This window comes from Terrabacter sp. P2_E3, from assembly GCF_056403915.1.
In genome coordinates, this window is record NZ_JBFUEN010000001.1 from 168,474 (window position 1) to 187,454 (window position 18,981).

The 18,981-nt window shown below is 71.4% G+C and carries 18 protein-coding genes; 4 read left to right on the plus strand and 14 right to left on the minus strand.

The annotated features are described in order from the left end of the window. Window positions 1–12: 12 nt before the first annotated feature. Both AC1DW8_RS00795 and AC1DW8_RS00800 read left to right on the plus strand, forming a co-directional pair. Window positions 13–954, plus strand: a complete 942-nt coding sequence (locus AC1DW8_RS00795) for a 5'-3' exonuclease (protein WP_056825575.1) — start codon at window positions 13–15, stop codon at window positions 952–954. Between the two features lie 131 nt (window positions 955–1,085). Continuing rightward, window positions 1,086–1,310 (plus strand): hypothetical protein, encoded by a 225-nt coding sequence (locus AC1DW8_RS00800; RefSeq protein ID WP_056777046.1) that lies wholly within the window; start codon window positions 1,086–1,088, stop codon window positions 1,308–1,310. A gap of 208 nt (window positions 1,311–1,518) precedes the next feature. Here AC1DW8_RS00800 and AC1DW8_RS00805 read toward each other — a convergent pair whose 3' ends face one another. The 7 genes from AC1DW8_RS00805 to AC1DW8_RS00835 form a co-directional block, all read right to left on the minus strand. Beyond that, window positions 1,519–1,719, minus strand: coding sequence for a cold-shock protein (locus AC1DW8_RS00805; protein WP_020144233.1), 201 nt, complete (start codon window positions 1,717–1,719; stop codon window positions 1,519–1,521). A gap of 235 nt (window positions 1,720–1,954) precedes the next feature. Continuing rightward, a complete protein-coding gene (locus AC1DW8_RS00810; protein ID WP_056777043.1) occupies window positions 1,955–4,834 on the minus strand; it encodes a DEAD/DEAH box helicase in 2,880 nt (959 codons plus the stop codon). Beyond that, window positions 4,831–5,736, minus strand: a complete 906-nt coding sequence (locus AC1DW8_RS00815) for a diacylglycerol kinase (RefSeq protein ID WP_478091161.1) — start codon at window positions 5,734–5,736, stop codon at window positions 4,831–4,833. Before AC1DW8_RS00815 ends, AC1DW8_RS00810 begins: the two co-directional genes overlap by 4 nt. Before the next feature lie 9 nt (window positions 5,737–5,745). Then, on the minus strand, window positions 5,746–6,552 hold the full coding sequence (gene tatC / locus AC1DW8_RS00820) for a twin-arginine translocase subunit TatC (RefSeq protein WP_235508651.1): 807 nt from the start codon (window positions 6,550–6,552) through the stop codon (window positions 5,746–5,748). Between the two features lie 39 nt (window positions 6,553–6,591). Next, window positions 6,592–6,951, minus strand: coding sequence for a Sec-independent protein translocase subunit TatA (tatA, locus tag AC1DW8_RS00825; RefSeq protein WP_478091163.1), 360 nt, complete (start codon window positions 6,949–6,951; stop codon window positions 6,592–6,594). A gap of 204 nt (window positions 6,952–7,155) precedes the next feature. Next, window positions 7,156–8,148 carry a helix-turn-helix transcriptional regulator gene (locus AC1DW8_RS00830; protein WP_056777031.1) on the minus strand — a complete coding sequence of 331 codons (993 nt, stop codon included), beginning with the start codon at window positions 8,146–8,148 and terminating at the stop codon, window positions 7,156–7,158. After that, window positions 8,145–9,176: a helix-turn-helix transcriptional regulator gene (locus AC1DW8_RS00835; protein ID WP_056777028.1), complete on the minus strand. Its 1,032-nt coding sequence runs from the start codon at window positions 9,174–9,176 to the stop codon at window positions 8,145–8,147. The genes AC1DW8_RS00830 and AC1DW8_RS00835 overlap by 4 nt, the downstream gene beginning before the upstream one ends. 78 nt (window positions 9,177–9,254) lie before the next feature. On the opposite strand from AC1DW8_RS00835, the gene AC1DW8_RS00840 reads away from it, so the two are divergent. After that, window positions 9,255–10,367 carry a DUF3866 family protein gene (locus AC1DW8_RS00840; protein ID WP_478091167.1) on the plus strand — a complete coding sequence of 371 codons (1,113 nt, stop codon included), beginning with the start codon at window positions 9,255–9,257 and terminating at the stop codon, window positions 10,365–10,367. An 85-nt stretch (window positions 10,368–10,452) separates the two neighbouring features. Here the strand turns inward: AC1DW8_RS00840 and AC1DW8_RS00845 are convergent, their stop codons facing one another. The 3 genes from AC1DW8_RS00845 to pafA form a co-directional block, all read right to left on the minus strand. Then, window positions 10,453–10,839 (minus strand): FKBP-type peptidyl-prolyl cis-trans isomerase, encoded by a 387-nt coding sequence (locus tag AC1DW8_RS00845; protein WP_020144225.1) that lies wholly within the window; start codon window positions 10,837–10,839, stop codon window positions 10,453–10,455. Window positions 10,840–10,894: 55 nt separating this feature from the next. Further along, on the minus strand, window positions 10,895–11,890 hold the full coding sequence (locus tag AC1DW8_RS00850) for an FKBP-type peptidyl-prolyl cis-trans isomerase (RefSeq protein ID WP_478091171.1): 996 nt from the start codon (window positions 11,888–11,890) through the stop codon (window positions 10,895–10,897). Window positions 11,891–12,024: 134 nt separating this feature from the next. Continuing rightward, complete coding sequence (gene pafA, locus AC1DW8_RS00855) at window positions 12,025–13,416, minus strand: Pup--protein ligase (RefSeq protein ID WP_478091174.1); 1,392 nt, start codon at window positions 13,414–13,416, stop codon at window positions 12,025–12,027. 296 nt (window positions 13,417–13,712) lie between these two features. Between pafA and AC1DW8_RS00860 the strand changes: the two genes are divergently transcribed. Continuing rightward, window positions 13,713–14,939, plus strand: a complete 1,227-nt coding sequence (locus AC1DW8_RS00860; RefSeq protein WP_056777017.1) for a coiled-coil domain-containing protein — start codon at window positions 13,713–13,715, stop codon at window positions 14,937–14,939. A gap of 113 nt (window positions 14,940–15,052) precedes the next feature. Here the strand turns inward: AC1DW8_RS00860 and prcA are convergent, their stop codons facing one another. From prcA to dop, 4 genes are all read right to left on the minus strand, one after another. After that, window positions 15,053–15,865 carry a proteasome subunit alpha gene (gene prcA / locus AC1DW8_RS00865; RefSeq protein ID WP_056777014.1) on the minus strand — a complete coding sequence of 271 codons (813 nt, stop codon included), beginning with the start codon at window positions 15,863–15,865 and terminating at the stop codon, window positions 15,053–15,055. Next, window positions 15,862–16,695 (minus strand): proteasome subunit beta, encoded by an 834-nt coding sequence (gene prcB / locus AC1DW8_RS00870; protein ID WP_056777011.1) that lies wholly within the window; start codon window positions 16,693–16,695, stop codon window positions 15,862–15,864. Before prcB ends, prcA begins: the two co-directional genes overlap by 4 nt. Further along, on the minus strand, window positions 16,692–16,898 hold the full coding sequence (locus tag AC1DW8_RS00875; RefSeq protein ID WP_056756869.1) for a ubiquitin-like protein Pup: 207 nt from the start codon (window positions 16,896–16,898) through the stop codon (window positions 16,692–16,694). The genes prcB and AC1DW8_RS00875 overlap by 4 nt, the downstream gene beginning before the upstream one ends. A 531-nt stretch (window positions 16,899–17,429) precedes the next feature. Then, a complete protein-coding gene (dop, locus tag AC1DW8_RS00880; protein WP_056777008.1) occupies window positions 17,430–18,950 on the minus strand; it encodes a depupylase/deamidase Dop in 1,521 nt (506 codons plus the stop codon). Window positions 18,951–18,981 lie beyond the last annotated feature (31 nt).

The window sequence follows — 18,981 nt, forward strand, 5'->3', positions numbered from 1 at the left end:
ACCCTCTCGCGTATGCCGTCCCGAGCCCCCAGGATGCTCCTGCTCGACTCCGCGTCGCTCTACTTCCGCGCCTTCTTCGGCGTGCCCGAGGTGATCGGGCCGAGCGGCGTGCCGACCAACGCGGTCCGCGGGCTGCTCGACATGATCGCCTCGCTCGTCGAGCGGGGTCGCCCGACGCACCTCGTCGCGTGCTGGGACAACGACTGGCGCCCGGCGTTCCGGGTCGAGGCCATCCCGTCGTACAAGGCCCACCGGGTCGCCGAGCCCGGGCCCGACGAGCTCGCCGGCGAGACCGTTCCGGAGGCCCTCGGCGTCCAGGTGCCGATCATCGTCGACGCGCTGACGGCGCTCGGCATCGCCCGGGTCGGCGTCGACGGCTACGAGGCCGACGACGTCATCGGCACGCTGGCCACCGCGTTCAGCGGCCGGATGCCCGTCGACATCGTCACCGGCGACCGCGACCTCTTCCAGCTCGTCGACGACACGAACCACGTGCGCGTCGTCTACACGGCCCGCGGCGGTGTGCGCTCCCCCGACCTCGTCGACGAGGCGTTCCTGGCGGAGAAGTACGGCGTGGCCACCGGACCCGCGTACGGCGACATGGCGGTCCTGCGGGGTGACACGAGCGACGGGCTGCCCGGCGTGGCGGGCATCGGCGAGAAGACCGCGGCCAAGCTCATCACGACCTACGGCACCCTCGAGGCCGTCCGGGCCGCCATCGCTGACGGCGACCCCGCCATCAAGGGCGCCCAGCGTGCCCGGCTCGAGGCTGCCAGCGACTACCTCGACGCCGCCCCACGCGTCGTGGCCGTGGCCAAGGACGCCGCCGTTCCCGACATCGACCTCGCCGCACCAACGGCCGTCGCCGACCCTGCCCTGATGTCACGCCTGGCCGTCGAGCACGGCCTCACGTCGTCCTTCGACCGGGTCATCTCCGCCCTCGGGATCGACTGACCCTGAGCACCGGGACCGGACCGTCCGACCGGTCACGGTACGGTCACCTTTCGGTCGGCCCGACGCACGCCTGAGCGTCCGAGGACTACCCGCGGGTCACCACCAGGCCCCGGAAAGGCGCATACTGAAGGGTGCCCACCCATGGAACGCCCGACCGCCGTCGCCACCTCTCCAGCAGCCCGTTCAGGCCGGCCCCTGCGCCGGACATCGAGGAGTTCTCGGTCGGAGACCGGGTCTCACACCTGCGTCACGGACTCGGTGTCGTCGTCTCGTGCAGCCCCGCCACGGTGACCCTGAAGTTCGAGTCCGGCGTGGTCCGCGTCAACAGCCCGTTCGAGCGTGTGACCCGGCTCTGAGCACCACCTGAGCGCGACGCTCACCCCCACGTTCGGCCGCCACACCGGCGTGGCCCTCGGGTCCAGCTCGGGTGATCGGGGCGTGTCGGGGTCCTCGGAGGCGCCCGGCAGGCACGGCACGACTCGAACCCGGCATGACGAAAGGCCGGTCCCCGAGGGGACCGGCCTTCGTCGTGCGGACTGTGGGTCCGACGAGATCAGCGAGCGATCAGAGAGCGCGGACGCGCATCGCCTGCGGGCCCTTGGGGCCCTGCTCGACGTCGAACTCGACGGCCTGGTTCTCCTCGAGGCTGCGGTAGCCGTTGCCCGTGATCTCCGAGTAGTGGACGAAGACGTCGGGACCCTCGGTCGGGGCGATGAAGCCGAAGCCCTTCTCCGAGTTGAACCACTTGACGGTTCCCTGTGCCATGTTTTTCTCCTTTGGGTGGAAGTGAGTCGTTGCTTGTCAGCGACCCCCGGTCGGCAGAGACGCGACCACTTTCCAGAAACCCTGAAGAAACAGTTGCGCTCGCAATGGCGTTCCTTGCGAGCGTGTGAAGACACGAGCACCAAAAACGTCGACCGGTGCCCCAACCATAGCCGACCCGGTGCTCGCGACGACAATCGTCAGGCTGGGCCGCAGGCCCGGTCGACGCACCGGCCGGTCAGTCCAGACGGTCAGCGGCGACGACGCCGCGCAGCACGCCGTCACTCGCGCGACGTGCCGTCGCCGCCAGGTCCGGGTCCGCCGCGTCGGTCAGCTGGCCCAGCAGGTCGATGACCTGCTTGCACCGGCGGACGAAGTCACCGGCGGCGAGGTCGGTGCCCCGCAGCACGTCCTCGAGACGCTGCCCGCTCGCCCACCGGTGCATGGCCCACGCGAGGCCACCGTCCGGCATACCCGTGCGCGGCAGCGCCAGGGCGCCCTCGGCGTCCTCGAGGTCGGACCAGATCCTGATCATCCGGTCGTACGCCTCGCGCACGTCGTCGTTGGGCCAGCGGGGGGTGAGCCCGGTCTCCTCCCGTCGCGGCTCGTGCACGAGCGTCGAGACGATGGCGGCCAGCGACGGTGGGTCGAGACGGCGCCAGACCCCTTCGCGCAGCGACTCGGCGGCGAGCAGGTCCTTCTCGGTGTAGAGCTGGCGCAGGCGGTCGCCGTCAGCGGTGACCGTCTGACCGCCGACGCCGAGGTAGCCCATCTCGACGAGCAGCTCGCAGATGCGGTCGAACGTCTTGGCGACGGAGTTGGTGCGGCCGTCGATCTTGCGCTGGATGCCGTCGGTCTCACGCCGGAGGCGCCACCAGCGCTCAGCCCAACGGGCGTGGTTCTCGCGGTCCGGGCAGCGATGGCACGGGTGCGCCTTCATCTGCCGACGCAGCTCGTCGACGCGGTCGTCCGACGGGTCGACGTCGGCCTGACGGCGACGCGGCGGCGGGTCGTGCGGCATCGTCGCGCGCAGGGTCGCCGCCAGGTCACGACGGGCCTTGGGGTTGCGGGCGTTGAACTGCTTGGGCACGCGCATCGAGCCGAGCGGCTCCAGGGGCGTCGGGACGTCGTGCAGGGTCAGCCGGCGCAGCTGGTGGTCCTCGGTGACGACGGCCGGCGAGGCCGACTCCCCCTTGCCACCGCGGTTGGGCATGACGACGACGGCCAGACCGCTGTGGCGTCCGGCGGGGATGCGCACGATGTCGCCGATCTTCAGCGACTCCAAGGAGATCGCGGCGGCCGTGCGCATCGACGCGGACCGGGCCTTGACCCCCTCCTTCTCGACGTCGCGGATCTCGTTGCGGATCGCGGCGTACTCGGAGAAGTCGCCGAGGTGGCACGTCATCTGCTCGGCGTAGCCGGCGAGGGCCTCCTCGTTCCGGCGCACCGTGCGGACGAAGCCGACGACGGCACGGTCGGCCTGGAACTGCGCGAAGGACGTCTCGAGGATCTCGCGGGCGCTCTCGCGGCCGAACTGACGCACGAGGTTGACGGCCATGTTGTAGGTCGGCCGGAAGCTCGAGCGCAGCGGGTACGTGCGCGTCGACGCGAGGCCCGCGACCGCCGCGGGGTCGAGGCCACGGTTCCAGAGGACGACGGCATGACCCTCGATGTCGATGCCGCGGCGACCGGCGCGCCCGGTGAGCTGGGTGTACTCGGCGGCCGAGATGTCGACGTGGTTCTCGCCGTTGAACTTCACGAGCTTCTCGAGCACGACGGTCCGCGCCGGCATGTTGATGCCCAGGGCCAGGGTCTCCGTCGCGAAGACGGCCCTGACCCGGCCGGCGGTGAAGAGCTCCTCCACGATCTCGCGGAACGTCGGCAGCATGCCGGCGTGGTGGGCGGCGAACCCACGGGAGAGACCGTCGACGAAGTCCCAGTAGCCGAGCACCGACAGGTCCTCCTCGGCCAGGCCCTGGATGCGCTCCTCGACGAGCCGGCGGTTGGCCTCACCCTCGGACTCGGGGATCAGGCGCATGCCACTCGAGAGCAGCTGCCCGACGGCGCCGTCGCAGCCCGCGCGGCTGAAGATGAAGGTGATGGCAGGCAGCAGGCCCTCGCGCTCGAGGCGCTCGATGACCTCGGCGCGGGTGGCCCCGCCACCGGGTCGACCACCGCGGGCGAAGCCGCGGCCACCATCGCCGCCTCCGGGCCCACGGCCTGCGGGTGCGTCAGTGCCGCGCCGACCCCGCCCGGCCCAGTCGTCCCGTCCGCCGCGGCCGCCGCCCCCGGACCCACCGCGCGCACCCTTGCCGCGCGGACGACCCTTGTCGCGACCGCCGCGCGAGCTGACCCAGTGGGAGTCCCACGCCCCACGACCCTCGGTGCCTCGGATGGCGTGCACTAGGTCGGGGTTGACGCTCACCGAGTAGCGCCCCGGTGCGGCCACGAAGTGCTCGTCGTCCTCGCGGCCGTCGCGCTCCTCGACGAAGAGGTCGAAGAGGGTCTGGCCGACCATCATGTGCTGCCACAGCGGCACCGGACGGTGCTCCGAGACGATGACCTCGGTGTCGCCTCGGACCTCCCCGAGCCAGGCCCCGAACTCCTCGGCGTTGCTCACCGTCGCGGACAGCGACACGACGCTGACGTCCGGGGGCAGGTGGATGATGACCTCCTCCCACACCGCCCCGCGGAAACGATCGGCGAGGTAGTGGACCTCGTCCATGACGACCCAGCCCAGCCCGCGCAGGGTCGTCGACCCGGCATACATCATGTTGCGCAGGACCTCGGTCGTCATGACGACGATGGGGGCCTCGCCGTTGATCGAGGCGTCACCGGTCAGCAGGCCGACGCGATCGGCGCCGTGGACGCGCACGAGGTCGGCGTACTTCTGGTTGGACAGCGCCTTGATCGGCGTCGTGTAGAACGCCTTGCGTCCGGTCGCGAGGGCCAGGTGCACGGCGAACTCGCCGACGATCGTCTTGCCGGCACCGGTGGGTGCCGCCACGAGGACGCCACGGCCCTCCTCGACCGCCCGACAGGCCTCGGTCTGGAAGTCGTCGAGGGGGAAGTCGAGACGGGCGGCGAACTCGGCGAACCTCGGCCACGTGGCGATCACGCGGGCACCTCCATCGGGGTCACGACGTGCAGGGCACCGGGCACGACCTCGGCGTCGATCGGTAGGTCGGCGAACGTCTCGCCATCGGCCTGTGAGTGGATACCGCTCGCCTCCAAGCGAACTCGCCGGGCGCGATGGATCTCGACGGCCGGGTGGGTGGTGTGGGTTCCGGAGTAGACCTTGGGGAAGACCCGGAGGAACGACGGGATCGACAGCGCGTGGACGATCATGACGTCGAAGAGGCCGTCGGTGACGTCGGCATCAGGACACACGCGCATGCCCCCACCGAAGGACGTCGTGTTGGCGACGGCCACGAGCATCGCCCGCGTCTCGAGGCGGTGACCGTCGAGCTCGACGGCATACGGGATCGGGCGGAAGACCGGGAGCTCACGCAGGACCGCGAGGTTGTAGCGCATCTGCCCCCGCGGCCACGTCATGCGCTGGGCGCGGGCGTTGACGACGGCGTCGAACCCGGCGCCGAGGACGCCACCGAACCACGTCTCGCCGGCCACGCCGTGGGTGACCCGACCGAGGTCGATGTCGCGCGTGCGCCCCTCGGTGAGCAGCGCGACCGCCGACCGGGCGTCACGCACGGGCAGGCCGAGGTTGCGGGCGAAGTCGTTGCCCGTGCCGGCCGGCACGACGGCGAGACGCGACGTCGTGCCGGCACAGAGGTTGACGCCGAGATGGACCATGCCGTCGCCCCCGACGACGACCACCGCGTCGACGCCGTCGACGACGGCCTCGCGGGCCCGCGTGCGGGCCTGCTGGTAGTCGCTGCCCGACACGTCGACGACGTCATGACCGGCCTCGTGGAGCAGCCTGCGCGTCTCCTCGCCCAGCTGTCGGCCGACGCCCTTTCCCGAGGTGGGGTTGACGATCAGGGCGACACGCTGGGACACACCCGAACGCTACAGGGCAGAGGCCTGGTCGTCGGGGACGTCCAACCAGTCGGGCTTGTGCTCCTGCTTGCGCCGGTCGAGCAGGAAGGCGATCCCGACCGAGGCGAAGTAGAGCAGCACCATGGGACTGGCGAGGAAGAGCATGGTGTAGGCGTCGGGCGTGGGCGTCATGATCGCCGCGAAGACGAGGATGATCATGACGGCCGGCCGCCAGCCCTTGAGCATCGCCTGCGCCGGTAGGACGCCCACGACGTTGAGCGCCACGAGGAAGACCGGGAGCAGGAAGGCACAGCCGAAGGCGACGATGAACTTCAGGACGAAGTTGAGGTACTGCGACCCGTCCTGGAGGTTGTAGGCGCCCTCGGGCGTGAAGCCGAGCAGGACCGCGACGGCCTTGGGCACCATGATGAAGGCGAAGAAGCACCCCGCGAGGAAGAGCGGCACCGCGGCGACGACGAAGAGCCGCGCGATGAGCTTCTCCTTCTTCGTCAGGCCGGGGACGATGAAGCCCCAGATCTGGAAGAGCCACACCGGCGACGCGAGGATGAGCCCGACGAAGAGTGACGTCGTCAGCTGGAGCGCGAAGGCGTCCGTCATGCCGGCGAAGTTGATGTTGACAACGCCCTCGCGACCGACCTGCAGCTCACGCAGGGGCTTGGTCAGGGCGTTGATGACCTGGTCGTAGTAGATCCAGCCGAGGACCCCGCCGATGATGATGGCGATGGCGCTGATGGTGATGCGGTTGCGCAGCTCACGGAGGTGATCGCCGAGCGACATCCGCCCCTCGGGGTCGCGCTGGCGTCGCAGTGACGGCATTCAGGGAGCTCCGTGTGATGGGGTCGGGATCCGACCCACTCAGAACGTCGTGTCGCGACGGATGTCGTCGGCGCCCGACGTCGGCGTCGTCGTCGGGCTCGCGGCACGGAGGCGGTCGGCCTCGGCGCGGGCCTCGGCGGCCCGGCGCTCGGCGTCGGCGAGACGGGCCTCGGTGGCGCGGCGCTCGGCATCGGCGTCCACGACGTCACCCGGCACGGTCGTCTGCGACGCGTCGCTCGGGACGGGCTTGCCGTCCTTCTTCAGCTCGTCCACCTCGGACTTGAAGACCCGGGCGGAACGGCCGAGGCTGCGGGCCATGTCGGGGAGCTTCTTCCAGCCGAACAGGGCGATGAGCACGACCGCGATGATGATGAGTTCGGGGGCACCCAGGTTGGGCATGGTTACGTCTCCTCGTCGAAAGCCGGTCCGGATCCGAACCGTCATGGTGCAGCCTCGGTGCTGCAGGTGTCCAGCATACGTGCGCCCGGTGAACCTGGACCGTGCGGCGCCCGTGAGAACGGCCAACTGACCGCTATGTGGGCACCCGTGGTCACCTGATGGACACAGGTTCCCCGGCCTGGACACCGTCGGCGCGTCGGGTGCTCAGCCGTTCGGGCCGTAGGCCGCCAGCGCGGACCGGGCCTCGACGGCGACGGCATCGACGAGCTCGGGCGGCTCGAGCACGCGCGCCTCTCCCCCGAGACGCAGCACGAGCCGACGCACGAGCGCGGGGTCGGCCACCTTGAGCGTGACCCGCAGCGACCCGTCCGGCCCGCGCTCCACGCCCTCGTTGGGGTAGTAGTCGGCGATCCACGCCGCCCACCGGCTGGCCTCGATGACGACGGTGACGTCGTTCTCGCCGGGGACGAAGACGTCGTCGAGGTCGCGCGGACGGGCGTCGGCGGGCGGCGTGCCGTCGAGGTCGAGCACCGACGCGTCCTCGATGCGGTCGAGCCGGAAGAGCCGGACGTCCTCGGCGCGGTGGCAGTAGCCCTCGACGTACCACTGCGCGTCGAGGTTGAGGATCCGCATGATGTCGACGTCACGCTCGGTCGACTCGTCACGCGTCGCGACGTAGTAGCGCAGGTGGACCCGACGACCGCGGGCGAAGGCGCCCTTGAGGGTCGCCATGGCCGTGTGCTGGCTCCCGTCGTCGAGGTCGAGGTCGATGCGGCCCGTGGGCTCGCCGACGGTCGTCGCGGCCGCGGCGCGGATCTTCCCGAGGGTGCGCTCGGCGACGTCGGAGCCGACGAGCGTCGACCCCAGGGCCTGCAGTCCGGCGGTCAGGGTGACGGCCTCGTCACGCGTCAGGCGCATCGGGGCCGCGATGTCGTCGGCGTTGTCGAGGTAGATGTGGCCGCTGTCCCACTGCGCGTCGATGAGCTCGGCATGGCCGTAGCCGGGGGTCCCGCAGACGAAGAGCAGCTCGAGGTCCTCGACGACCTGGTGCTCGTCGACCCCGAACTCCTGCGCCGCCTCGGCGATCGACACGCCCCGGTGCTGGAGGAGCCACGGGACCATGTCGAGCAGCCGACCGAGGCGCTGCGTGGCGGTCTCGGGCACGCGGCGTGCCGCCGTGCGTCGTGTGGCGCTCATGCGTGCTCCCCCGTCCGGACCGGAACGTCGTCGGGCCGGCCACCCTGCCCCGCCGGCACCGTCTGTGCGTCCAGCACGGCCCGGAGCGCGGACCTCACCCCGTCGACGAGCTCGGGCGGCGAGACGGCGACGGCGTGCGTGCCGAGGGCGACGACGTCGCGCTCGGTCGTGCCGCGGCGGTAGGGCACCTCGATCTCGGCCCACCGCTCGTCGACCTCGGTCGTGCGCTGGGCGTACCGGCGCAGGGTGTGGCCCCTCCCGTGCCGCACCCGCACGACAGCGGTGCCCTCGGGCTCGGGCAGCTGCGCCTCGAGGGCCACCTCGGGCACGTGGTCGGACGGGACGGCATACGAACCCGGACGTCCCTTGCGACGGACGGTGCCCTCGAAGCGGCTCAGACGGAAGGCGCGCTCGTCGCCACGGTCGACGTCGAAGCCGGTGAGGTACCAGCGTCCGTGCCAGTTCTTCAGCGCCCACGGCTGAACGTGACGGGTCGTCAGCTCTCCGTCGTTCTTGCGGTAGTCGAAGGTGATCGGCTGCAGGGCCGACACGGCGGCGTGGACGGCCTCGAAGGCCGGCTCCTTGGTGCGGATGCGCGGCTCGGCACCCGCGGCCACGGACTCGTCGATCTCGACGCCCGAGAGGCGCAGCTTGCGCAGGCCCGCGGACGCGGCACCCGAGATGCTCGCCGTCGACCACGCGCGGGCGGCCAGCGCCAGGGCGGCGACCTCGTCGGCCTCGAAGCTGATCGCCGGCAGCGTGGTCTCGCTCGCGTCGATGCGGTAGCCGACCTCGTCGTCGAAGAGGACGTCGAGGACCGTCGTCGTGATGGGGATGCCCATCTCGCGCAGCTCGTCCTTGTCCCGCTCGAACATCCGGTCGAAGGCCTCGTCGGAGGTCGCGGCGGCGTAGGCCGGCAGCGACTCGCGGATCTTCTGCTTCGACACCGGTCGCCGCGCGGACTTCAGCGCGAGGATGAGGTTGAGCAGCCGTTCGGTCTTGTCGGCCGAGGCAGACGCAGGGCTCATCGAGACCTTCCTGAAGGGGCGCGGCGCGTGGGGGGCAGTCCGACGCTACCCGAACATGCGATCGAATAGGGTCACCCCATGATCCAGTGGCGCCGGGGTGTCGTGGTCGAGGTGCGGTCCCGCTGGGCGGGCGCGGTCGAGTATGCCGTCCGGCTTCCGCCCGGTGACGTCGTCCGGGCGCTCGGCTACGTCGACGTCGTCGGCGACCTCACCCCCGGGACCGCCGTGCTGCTCAACACGACCGCCCTCGAGCGAGGGCTGGGCACCGGCGGACTGGCCATCGTCGTCGCCGCCCCCGACGCGCTCCCCCGTCCCGTCGCCGACGTCACGGCCGTGCCGGGCCACGTCGTCAAGGCGCGCTACACGCCCTCCCAGACGATGGTCCTCGGCGTCGACGAGCAGGACAGCGAGCACCACGCCGTGCTGGCCGACGCCGACGACGTCGACGGTCTTCCGATCGTCGTGGCCGACCTCCACTCGGCCCTGCCGGCGGTGCTCGCGGGCGTGCGTGACTCCCAGCAGTCCCTGCGGGTCGCCTACGTCATGACCGACGGTGGCGCGTTGCCCATCGACTTCTCCCGAACCGTGGCCGGCCTGCGCGAGGCCGGCTGGCTCGAGGCGGCGATCACGGTCGGGCAGGCCTTCGGAGGCGACCTCGAGGCGGTGAACGTCCACACCGGCCTGCTGGCCGCGCACCATGTCGTCGGCGCCGACGTCGTCGTCGTGTCGCAGGGGCCGGGCAACCTCGGCACGGGCACGCGGTGGGGCTTCTCCGGCACGTCGGCAGGCGAGGCCGTCAACGCCGCGGGGACCCTCGGCGGCCGCCCTGTCTGCTCCCTGCGGATCTCGGAGGCCGACCCGCGCGAGCGGCACCGCGGGGTCTCGCACCACAGCCTGACGGCATACGGCCGCGTGTCGCTCGTGCCCGGCGACGTGCCCGTGCCCCTGCTACCCGGCGAGGTGGGCGTGCGGGTGCTCGAGCAGGCCCGGGCCCTGTGCGCCTCGAGCCGGGGACGGCTGACGCTCCACGAGGTGGCGACCGACGGGCTCGACGCGGCGCTGCGCGACACACCGGTGCCGCTGCGCACGATGGGGCGCGGATACGACGACGACCGCGCCGGATTTCTCGGCGCGGCCGTCGCGGGGCGGTATGCCGCCGGGCTGGTTCGGCGCGCGTCCCGCCTGGACTGACGAGCGGTGCGAGCGCAGCGAGCGAGTCGAGGAGGGAAGGCGTGACGTCAGGCGCGCCGAGCCCGGCGAGCGAAGCGAGCCAGTGCTATCTGACGTCGTCGAGGTCGACGACGAAGATCAGCGTCTCACCGGGCTTGATGGCAGCGCCCGCGCCACGCTCGCCGTAGGCGAGGTGGGCCGGGATCGTCAGCTTGCGCCGACCGCCGACCTTCATGCCCTCGATGCCCTTGTCCCAGCCGGGGATGACCATGCCGACGCCGAGACGGAAGTCGAGGGCGCTGCCGCGGTTCCAGGACGAGTCGAACTCCTCGCCCGTCGAGTGCGCGACGCCGACGTAGTGCGCGCTGACCGTGTCACCGGCCTTCGCCTCGCGGCCGTCACCCTCGATGAGGTCCTCGACGACGAGGTCGGCGGGCGCGTCACCCTCCGGGAAGTCGATCTCGGGCTTCGTGCGGTTCGGGTCGAGTGCCATGCTGCGTGTTCCCTTTCGTCGGTGAACTCGGTCGGTGGTGCGGTCGGTACCGCGGTCAGTACGCGTCGAGGATGTCGACGACGAAGACGAGCGTGTCGGTGCCGGAGATCTTGGGCGCGCTGCCGGCCTTGCCGTAGCCGTCCGCCGGCGGGATGACGAGCAGCACGCGGCTACCCACCTTCTTGCCCACGAGCGTCTTGTCCCAACCGGGGATGACGCCGCCGACGCCGATCGGGAAGTCCGCGGCCGCGCCACGCTGCCACGAGGAGTCGAAGACGCTGCCGTCCTTCCAGAGGACGCCGTGGTACTGGGCGCTGATGGTCTGGCCCTTCTGGACCGTCGCGCCGGTGCCCTGGATGAGCGTGGCCTGCTGCGTCGTCGTCGGGGCCGTCGTCTTGGGCACCGTGACGGTGGGCTCCTTGGTCGGGCCGTTCTTGAACTCGACGGTGGGCAGGCCCGCGGGTGCGGCCGTCTGGGTGCCGTCGACCTGCGTCAGGGGCGTGTGGACGTCCTGGATGTCGGCGACGACGACGATGGTGTCGGTGCCCTTGACGCCGAGCTGGTCGTTGCCGGCGGTGCCGAAGCCCTTCTCGGGGGGGATCGTGAAGGCGATGCGGCCGCCCTTGGTGGCACCGACGAGGCCCTCGGTGAAGCCGGCGACGATGTCCGTGCGGCCGAGGCGGTAGGCCTCCGCGGACCGGCCGGCGGCGTAGCCGTCGTCGATGAGCTTGCCGCTCGTGCCGTTGTAGATCTGGGCGCGCAGGCGCACGGTGTCGGCCTTGGTCGCGGCCTTGCCGGTGCCCGGGGTCAGCACCTTGTGCTCGACGGCCTTCGAGCTGATCGGCGTCGCACCGAGGGCGACCTTCGGGGCCGTCTTGAGGTCGACGGCGCCGGTGGCGGTGACGCCCTTGAGGGCAGCCGAGGCCGCGACGGTCGTCGTGGCGGAGCCGGAGGAGCCGGACGAGCTGGACCCGCAGGCGGCGAGGGTGGTCAGGCCGAGGGCAGCGATCAGGGCAACGGCCGTGCTAGCGGCCGGACGGTTGGGGCGCACAGGGGAAGACTTTCGGTCGGGGCGGGCGGGCGTGGAGGTCCCGCAGGGCAAATCCCAGCCACTGTAACGCTCACCCTTGTGCGCGCTTCACAGCGCACTGACAGGTCCGCACAGGTCCGGTCGGCACCCGTGGGTCAGAGCGGTCGCTGGATCGTGGGCGACCGGTCGATGGTCTCCATGAGGCGCTCGACCCGCTCGTCCACCGAGCGGAACGGGTCCTTGCACAGCACGGTGCGCTGCGCCTGGTCGTTGAGCTTGAGGTGCACCCAGTCGACCGTGAAGTCCCGGCCGTGGGCCTGCGCGGCACGGATGAAGTCGCCGCGCAGCTTGGCCCGCGTCGTCTGCGGCGGGCGCACCTTCGCCTCGAAGATCTCGACGTCGGAGGAGACGCGGGCCGTCCGCCCGTGGCGCTGGAGCAGGTAGAAGAGGCCGCGTCGCCGGTTGATGTCGTGGTAGGCGAGGTCGATCTGCTGGATCCGCGCGTCGGTGAGCGCGAGCCCGTGCTTGGCGCGGTAGCGCTCGATGAGGCGGTACTTGATGACCCAGTCGATCTCGGTGTCGATCGCGGCGAGGTCACCCGACCCGATGGCGTCGAGGGCCCGGCCCCACAGGTCGATGACCTGCTTCGTGTCGGGGCTGTCCATGCCTTCGCGGTCGACGAACTCGATGGCCTTGTCGAGGTACTCGCGCTGCATGTCGAGGGCCGACAGCTCGCGGCCGTTGGCGAGCCGGACGGTGGCCCGTCCCGTCGAGTCGTGGCTCATCGTCCGGATCGCGCGGATGGGGTTCTCCATGGAGAGATCGCGCATGACGACGCCCGACTCGATCATCCGCAGGACGAGGTCGGCACTGCCCACCTTGAGCAGGTTGGTCGTCTCGGACATGTTGGAGTCGCCGACGATGACGTGCAGGCGGCGGTACTTCTCGGCATCGGCGTGCGGCTCGTCCCGGGTGTTGATGATGGGCCGGCTCCGGGTCGTGGCCGACGACACGCCCTCCCAGATGTGGTCGGCGCGCTGGCTCACGGCGAAGCTCGCCCCGTGCGCGGTGGCGACGACCTTGCCGGCGCCGCACGTGATCTGACGGCTGATGAGGAACGGGATGAACATGTCGGAGACGCGCTGGAAGTCGCCCGACCGGCCGTAGCAGTAGTTCTCGTGGCAGCCGTAGGAGTTGCCGGCGGAGTCGGTGTTGTTCTTGAAGACGAAGATCTCGCCCTCGACGCCGTCGTCACGCAGCCTGCCCTGGGCGTCCTCGACGAGGCCCTCGAGGATGCGCTCCCCCGCCTTGTCCTGGATGACGAGCTCGCGCACCGAGTCGCACTCGGCGGTGGCGTACTCCGGGTGGGACCCCACGTCGAGGTAGAGCCGGGCGCCGTTGCCGAGGAAGACGTTGCTCGACCGGCCCCAGGCGACGACGCGGCGGAAGAGGTAGCGGGCGACCTCGTCCGGAGTCAGCCGACGCTGGCCCTGCGTGGTGCAGGTGACGCCGTACTCGTTCTCGATCCCGAAGATCCGCCGCTCCATGAACCAACTCTAGGCGGCGKGTCCCGCGGCCGTCGGGCACGACCACCCGTCGGCGCGGCTGCTCGCGCCCATCCGGGCGCGAGCAGACCTGCCGAGCCACCCGCCCGAGGCGCCGACACGACCCTCCCAGGGGGTTCCGACGGGCGCGGGGCCGGTCCGTGTCTCGGTGTCGCGACGATCGTTCCGGCGCGGTGTCCCACAGGCCGACGTCTGTGATAGTCAGTCTGGTGTGGCTGTCACAATGGCCGCTGTCCCCTCTTGCCGTACCCCTCCACGATCCCCTGCATTGGACGGAAATGATCGACAGACCGCACTTCAAGTTCTCCCGCCGCGGCTACGAGCCCGAAGAGGTTGACTCCTTCATCGAGTCGCAGAACCGCACCCTGCAGGCGGCCAAGAAGGATGCCGCCGAGCGGAGCGTCGAGCTGACCAAGCTCAACGCCGCCCTCACCGACCTCCGGGGACAGCTGGGTCAGCAGTCGCGGGTCATGGCCGACCTCAAGAAGAACAGCTCGCCCGCCCCGGCCCAGACGTTCGCCGACCTCGGTGAGCGCATCGCCCAGATCCTGGCGCTCGCCGACCAGGAGGCCGGCGAGATGCGCACCCGGGCCAACGGCGAGGCCGACGAGATCCGCGAGCGCGCCAACCGGGCCGCCTCCGAGCTCAAGGCGACGACCGCGACCTACGCCGAGCAGGCTCGCGCCCGCGCCGACGAGGAGGCCGTCCGCATCATCGCGCAGGCCAACCGCGAGGCTCAGGCCATCGTTGCCGAGGCCCAGAGCGTCACCGCGGCCCAGCGGCAGGAGGCCGCGGCGGAGTACGAGTCGCACCGCCTCAAGGCCTCCACCGCGTCCGCCGAGCTCGAGGTCAAGCTCGCTGCGCGCCGTGAGTCGGCCGACGCCGAGTTCGAGGCTCGTCGCCAGCAGCAGGAGGCCGCGCTCAACGAGAGCGAGTCCCGCCTGCGTCAGCTGACCGAGCGTGCCGAGCACGACGCGCACGAGATGCGCGCCAGGGCCGAGCGCCTGCTCGAGAACGCCCAGGCCCAGTCCGACCAGATCGTGTCCGAGGCGCGCGACCACGCCTCACGCCTGCGTGAGGAGTCCGACCGCGAGCTCGCCGCCGCGACGGCCCAGCGCGACAGCATCACCGCGCAGCTCGGCAACGTCCGTCAGATGCTCGCCACCCTCGGCGGCGGTGCCCTCATGGACACGCTCGGCGCCCCGGACAAGCCGGCGCAGCCGCCGCAGGTGGCCGACGTCCAGCAGCCCGTCCCGGCCGTCCAGCAGGCCTCGGATGCCGACGACGAGAGCGCCGAGCAGACCTCCCCCGAGGCTGTCTCGTCCGACGCCGAGAAGGCCGAGCAGGCCGACGAGGACGCTCAGCCCGCGGCCGACGCCGACGCCGAGCAGGGCGACGAGGAGCAGGACGACGCAGCGGGCGAGAGCTCGTCGTACGGCTCGGACCAGTCGTCGTACTACCAGCGCAGCGCCTCGAGCGACCGGGTCGGCGCGCAGCGCCGCTGACGCACCGTGGTGGCCCCAGAGCCGGGGTCACTGCACACCGCGCGACACGAAGGCCGCCCACCATCTCGGTGGGCGGCCTTCGTCGTGTGCACCTCGGTGCGATTGCCGGCTCGTCAGGAAGGCGGTGTCGGGGATCCGGGACCGTCCGCGGGGCTCGCCGAGCTCGCCGAACCACCCTCTCCCGCAACGGTCTCCGTCGACCCCGGACCGGCGGTGGCCTCAACGGCCCCAGGCGCCTCGACGAGCAACCGCGTCAGCAGCGGACCGACGATGCGCCGGAACGAGCGCCGGGGACGGTCGCGGTCGAGCACCGCCACCTCGAGCTGGCCCTCGTCGAGGGCGCGGCGCTCGCCGTTCTCGCCGGCACCGAGCACGTCGACGGCCAGTCGCAGGACCTCGGCCAGGGTCATGCCCGGCCGCCAGCCCGTGCCGAGACGCTCCTCGGCGGCGTCGCTGGCGCCGCCCATCGCCACGAAGCCCTGCTCGTCGGCGACCGACCCGTCGTAGGTGAGCCGGAAGATCTGGTCGGTGTCGCTGTCGACCCCGACCTCGGCCACGACGATCTCGATCTCGAACGGCTTGGACTCCTGGGTGAACACTGCCCCGAGCGTCTGGGCGTACGTGTTGGCGAGGGCCCGAGCCGTGACGTCGGTGCGGTCGTAGGAGTAGCCGCGCAGGTCGGCATAGCGGATGCCGGCGACCCGCAGGCTCTCGAACTCGTTGTAGCGACCGACCGCGGCGAAGGCGATGCGGTCGTAGATCTCCGACACCTTGTGCAGGGCTCGCGAGGGGTTCTCGGCGACGAACGCGATGCCCCGGTCGTAGCCGACGACGATGACCGAGCGTCCACGCGCGATCCCCTTGCGCGCGAAGTCGGCCCGGTCCTTCATGACCTGCTCGGGCGGGACGTAGAACGGCATGCTCATCGGGCGCCTCCCGGGTTGTCGCGACGGGCGGCCACGACGCGCTGCACGTGTCCCTCGAGGACGTCGGACGCGACGAACCGGGCGCCGGAGTGGTCCACCACGGCGACGGTCGGCCAGATCTGGCGGCCGAGGTCGGGGCCACCGGTGGCGGAGTCGTCGTCGGCGGCGTCGTAGAGCGCCTCGATGGCGACCGACACCGCCTGCTGCTCCTCGAGACCCGGCCGCCACAGCTTCTTGAGGGCGCCGCGGGCGAAGACGGATCCCGAGCCGGTCGAGTGGTGACCACCCTCGATGTAGCAGCCGCCTGTGACGTCGTAGGAGTAGATCCGCCCGGTGGCCGACTCGAGGTCGAAGCCGGCATAGGTCGGGACCACGGTGAGGCCCTGCATGGCGAGGGAGAGGTTGCCCCGGATCATCGAGGCGAGTCGGTTGGCCTTGCCCTCGAGCGACATGATGGCGCCCTCGATCTTCTCGTAGTGCTCGAGCTCGACCTGGTAGAGCCGGACGAGCTCGATCGCGATCCCGGCCGTGCCGGCGATCCCGACGACGCTGTAGTCGTCGGCGGCGAAGACCTTCTCCATGTCCCGGTTGGCGATGACGTTGCCCATCGTGGCGCGGCGGTCGCCGGCCATGACGACTCCCCCGTCGAAGAGCAGCGAGACGATGGTCGTGCCGTGCGGCGCCTCGATGCTCGCCCCGGACGGCAGGCGCCGACCCGAAGGCAGCAGCTCAGGACGGTAGGCGGAGACGAACTCGCTGAACGACGAGGACCCCGCGCTGAGGAAGGCGTCGTCGAGCCGCCGAGGCCGCCCCGGGGACCACTGGGTCACTGGCCGCCCTTCTGCACGAAACCGCGGACGAACTCCTCGGCGTTCGACTCGAGGACACCGTCGATCTCGTCGAGAACGCTGTCGATGTCGTCGGACAGGCCCTCCTTGACGGCAGCGCCGGCGGGCGCGGTCGGCGGTGCCTCCGGTGTCTCCGGCGGCTCCTCGTCACGACGCTGCGGCTTGACGTGCTCCTGACCCGGCATGGCTACCTCCCAGACGTGAACGACCTCGTCCCCCGACCCTAACCCGTGTGCGCCCCGCGGTCCGAGCACCCACCGCCGACGGTGGACGCGCCTCTCCCCCGGCGCTGCTCACGACGGCGCCCGGGAACCGACGGCCACCGGCGGACGGCGCCGACCGACACGGTCGGCAACCGCTCGGCGAGATGTCTCCAGGACACACGGGGTGGGCCCGGACGAGATCGGACTGGCACCGCCCCTTGAGGGGCTGAGACTGCGGGCGGTCGTGCTGCTCGGCCGCGACGCCCGCGCACACGGGAGCCGGCGCGACTGCGGCCGCTCGACGTCCTCGACCGTCGGGACCGACCGGGTCCGGCTGGGCCCCCCGGGCTCACGCTGTGGGACGCCGCGGCCGGCAGGGCCGGGCGCGGTGAGCTCCTCGCCGCGGCCCTGCGCGAGCACGGACCGTATCCGAGGCTGCCGGTCTCGTGGACCGCGCCGTGGAGGCGCTCGTGCACGCTGGGGTGCGCAGGGCCGAGTAGGCCGTGGCGTTGCCTACTCGGGCGTGGCCAGGCCGCGGAGCAGCTCGCCCACGTCGGCGCTCTGCTCGAGCAGCGTGCCGACCTGCGCCCGGGTGCCGCGCTCCGGCTCGAGGATGGGGACCCGCTGCAGACTGGCCCGACCCGGCACGTCGAAGACGACCGAGTCCCAGCTGGCCGAGAAGACCTGGCCGGTGAAGCGGCGGACGCACTCGCCACGGAACCACGCGCGGGTGTCCTCCGGTGGCGTCGTCTGGGCCGCCTTGACCTCCTCGGGCGTCACGAGGTCACGGAGCAGCCCGCGGTCACGCAGCCGGTGCACGAGCCCCTTCTCGGGGCGCACGTCAGCCCACTGGATGTCGATGGCCGCAAGTCGGTGGTCGTCCCAGGCGAGGCCGTCACGGGCCCGGTAGCCCTCGAGGAGCTGCAGCTTGGCGACCCAGTCGAGCAGGGGCGCACACGACATGACGTCGCGCCCGAGACCGGTGAGGACCTCCTCCCACAGGGCCATGACCTCGGAGGTCGCCTCGGCCTCGGGGTCGTCGCCGCGCCGGTCGAGCCAGACGCGGGCGGCCTCGAGGTACATCCACTGGAGGTCGAGCGCCGTGACGCTGCGTCCGTCGACGAGCTCGACGGTCGCGATGAGCGTCGGGTCGTGCGAGACGGTCTGGAGTGCGGCGACCGGTCGGCGGACCGACCAGTCCTCGGTGAGGTGGCCGTCCTCGATCATCCCGAGCACGAGCGACGTCGTGCCGGTCTTGAGCAGGGTCGCGACGTCGAGGTGGTTCGCGTCGCCGATGATGACGTGGAGGCGCCGGTAGCGGTCGGCCACGGCGTGGGGCTCGTCGCGGGTGTTGATGATCGGGCGCTTGAGGGTCGTCTCGAGGCCGACCTCGGTCTCGAAGAAGTCGGCGCGCTGGGAGATCTGGTAGCCCGCTCCCCTGCTGTCGACGCCGATCCCGACCCGGCCGGCACCGCAGACGACCTGACGCGTCACGAAGAACGGGATGAGGTGCCGCACGATGTCGGGGAACGCGGTGCGCCGTGGCATGAGGTAGTTCTCGTGCGTGCCGTAGGACTGGCCCTTGCCGTCGGCGTTGTTCTTGTAGAGGTTGACCGGCGGCTGCCCGGGACGACCGGCGAGCAGGCGCACCGACTCGAGCGCGATCGCGTCACCCGCCCGGTCCCAGGTCACGGCGTCGCGCGGCAGGGTGACCTCGGGAGAGCTGTACTCGGGGTGGGCGTGGTCGACGTAGTAGCGGGCGCCGTTGGTCAGCACGACGTTGGCCAGCGTCGGGTCCTCGATGTCGGTCAGCTGGCTCGGGTCGGCGGTCTGCCGGTCGAGCTGCCAGCCGCGCGCGTCGCGCAGCGGGTCCTCGAAGGCGTAGTCCCAGCTCGACTGGTTGGACCGGATCCCCTGCGCGGCGGCGTAGACGCTGATGACCTGGCCCGACAGAAACATCGGGTTGGCCATCGGGTCGCCGGGCACGGAGATGCCGTACTCGGTCTCGAGCCCCATGATCCGCCGCACCGTCATGGCCCGACGATAACCGTCCCGACCGCGCGCG

Excerpts from the sequence above, each read along its gene's own strand:
- AC1DW8_RS00795 (WP_056825575.1), top strand. The coding sequence starts at position 13 with ATGCCGTCCCGAGCCCCCAGGATGCTCCTGCTCGACTCCGCGTCGCTC.
- AC1DW8_RS00805 (WP_020144233.1), bottom strand. The coding sequence starts at position 1,719 with ATGGCACAGGGAACCGTCAAGTGGTTCAACTCGGAGAAGGGCTTCGGC.
- tatC (WP_235508651.1), bottom strand. The coding sequence starts at position 6,552 with ATGCCGTCACTGCGACGCCAGCGCGACCCCGAGGGGCGGATGTCGCTC.
- tatA (WP_478091163.1), bottom strand. The coding sequence starts at position 6,951 with ATGCCCAACCTGGGTGCCCCCGAACTCATCATCATCGCGGTCGTGCTC.
- AC1DW8_RS00830 (WP_056777031.1), bottom strand. The coding sequence starts at position 8,148 with ATGAGCGCCACACGACGCACGGCGGCACGCCGCGTGCCCGAGACCGCC.
- AC1DW8_RS00835 (WP_056777028.1), bottom strand. The coding sequence starts at position 9,176 with ATGAGCCCTGCGTCTGCCTCGGCCGACAAGACCGAACGGCTGCTCAAC.
- AC1DW8_RS00840 (WP_478091167.1), top strand. The coding sequence starts at position 9,255 with ATGATCCAGTGGCGCCGGGGTGTCGTGGTCGAGGTGCGGTCCCGCTGG.
- AC1DW8_RS00845 (WP_020144225.1), bottom strand. The coding sequence starts at position 10,839 with ATGGCACTCGACCCGAACCGCACGAAGCCCGAGATCGACTTCCCGGAG.
- pafA (WP_478091174.1), bottom strand. The coding sequence starts at position 13,416 with ATGGAGCGGCGGATCTTCGGGATCGAGAACGAGTACGGCGTCACCTGC.
- AC1DW8_RS00860 (WP_056777017.1), top strand. The coding sequence starts at position 13,713 with ATGATCGACAGACCGCACTTCAAGTTCTCCCGCCGCGGCTACGAGCCC.
- prcA (WP_056777014.1), bottom strand. The coding sequence starts at position 15,865 with ATGAGCATGCCGTTCTACGTCCCGCCCGAGCAGGTCATGAAGGACCGG.
- AC1DW8_RS00875 (WP_056756869.1), bottom strand. The coding sequence starts at position 16,898 with ATGCCGGGTCAGGAGCACGTCAAGCCGCAGCGTCGTGACGAGGAGCCG.
- dop (WP_056777008.1), bottom strand. The coding sequence starts at position 18,950 with ATGACGGTGCGGCGGATCATGGGGCTCGAGACCGAGTACGGCATCTCC.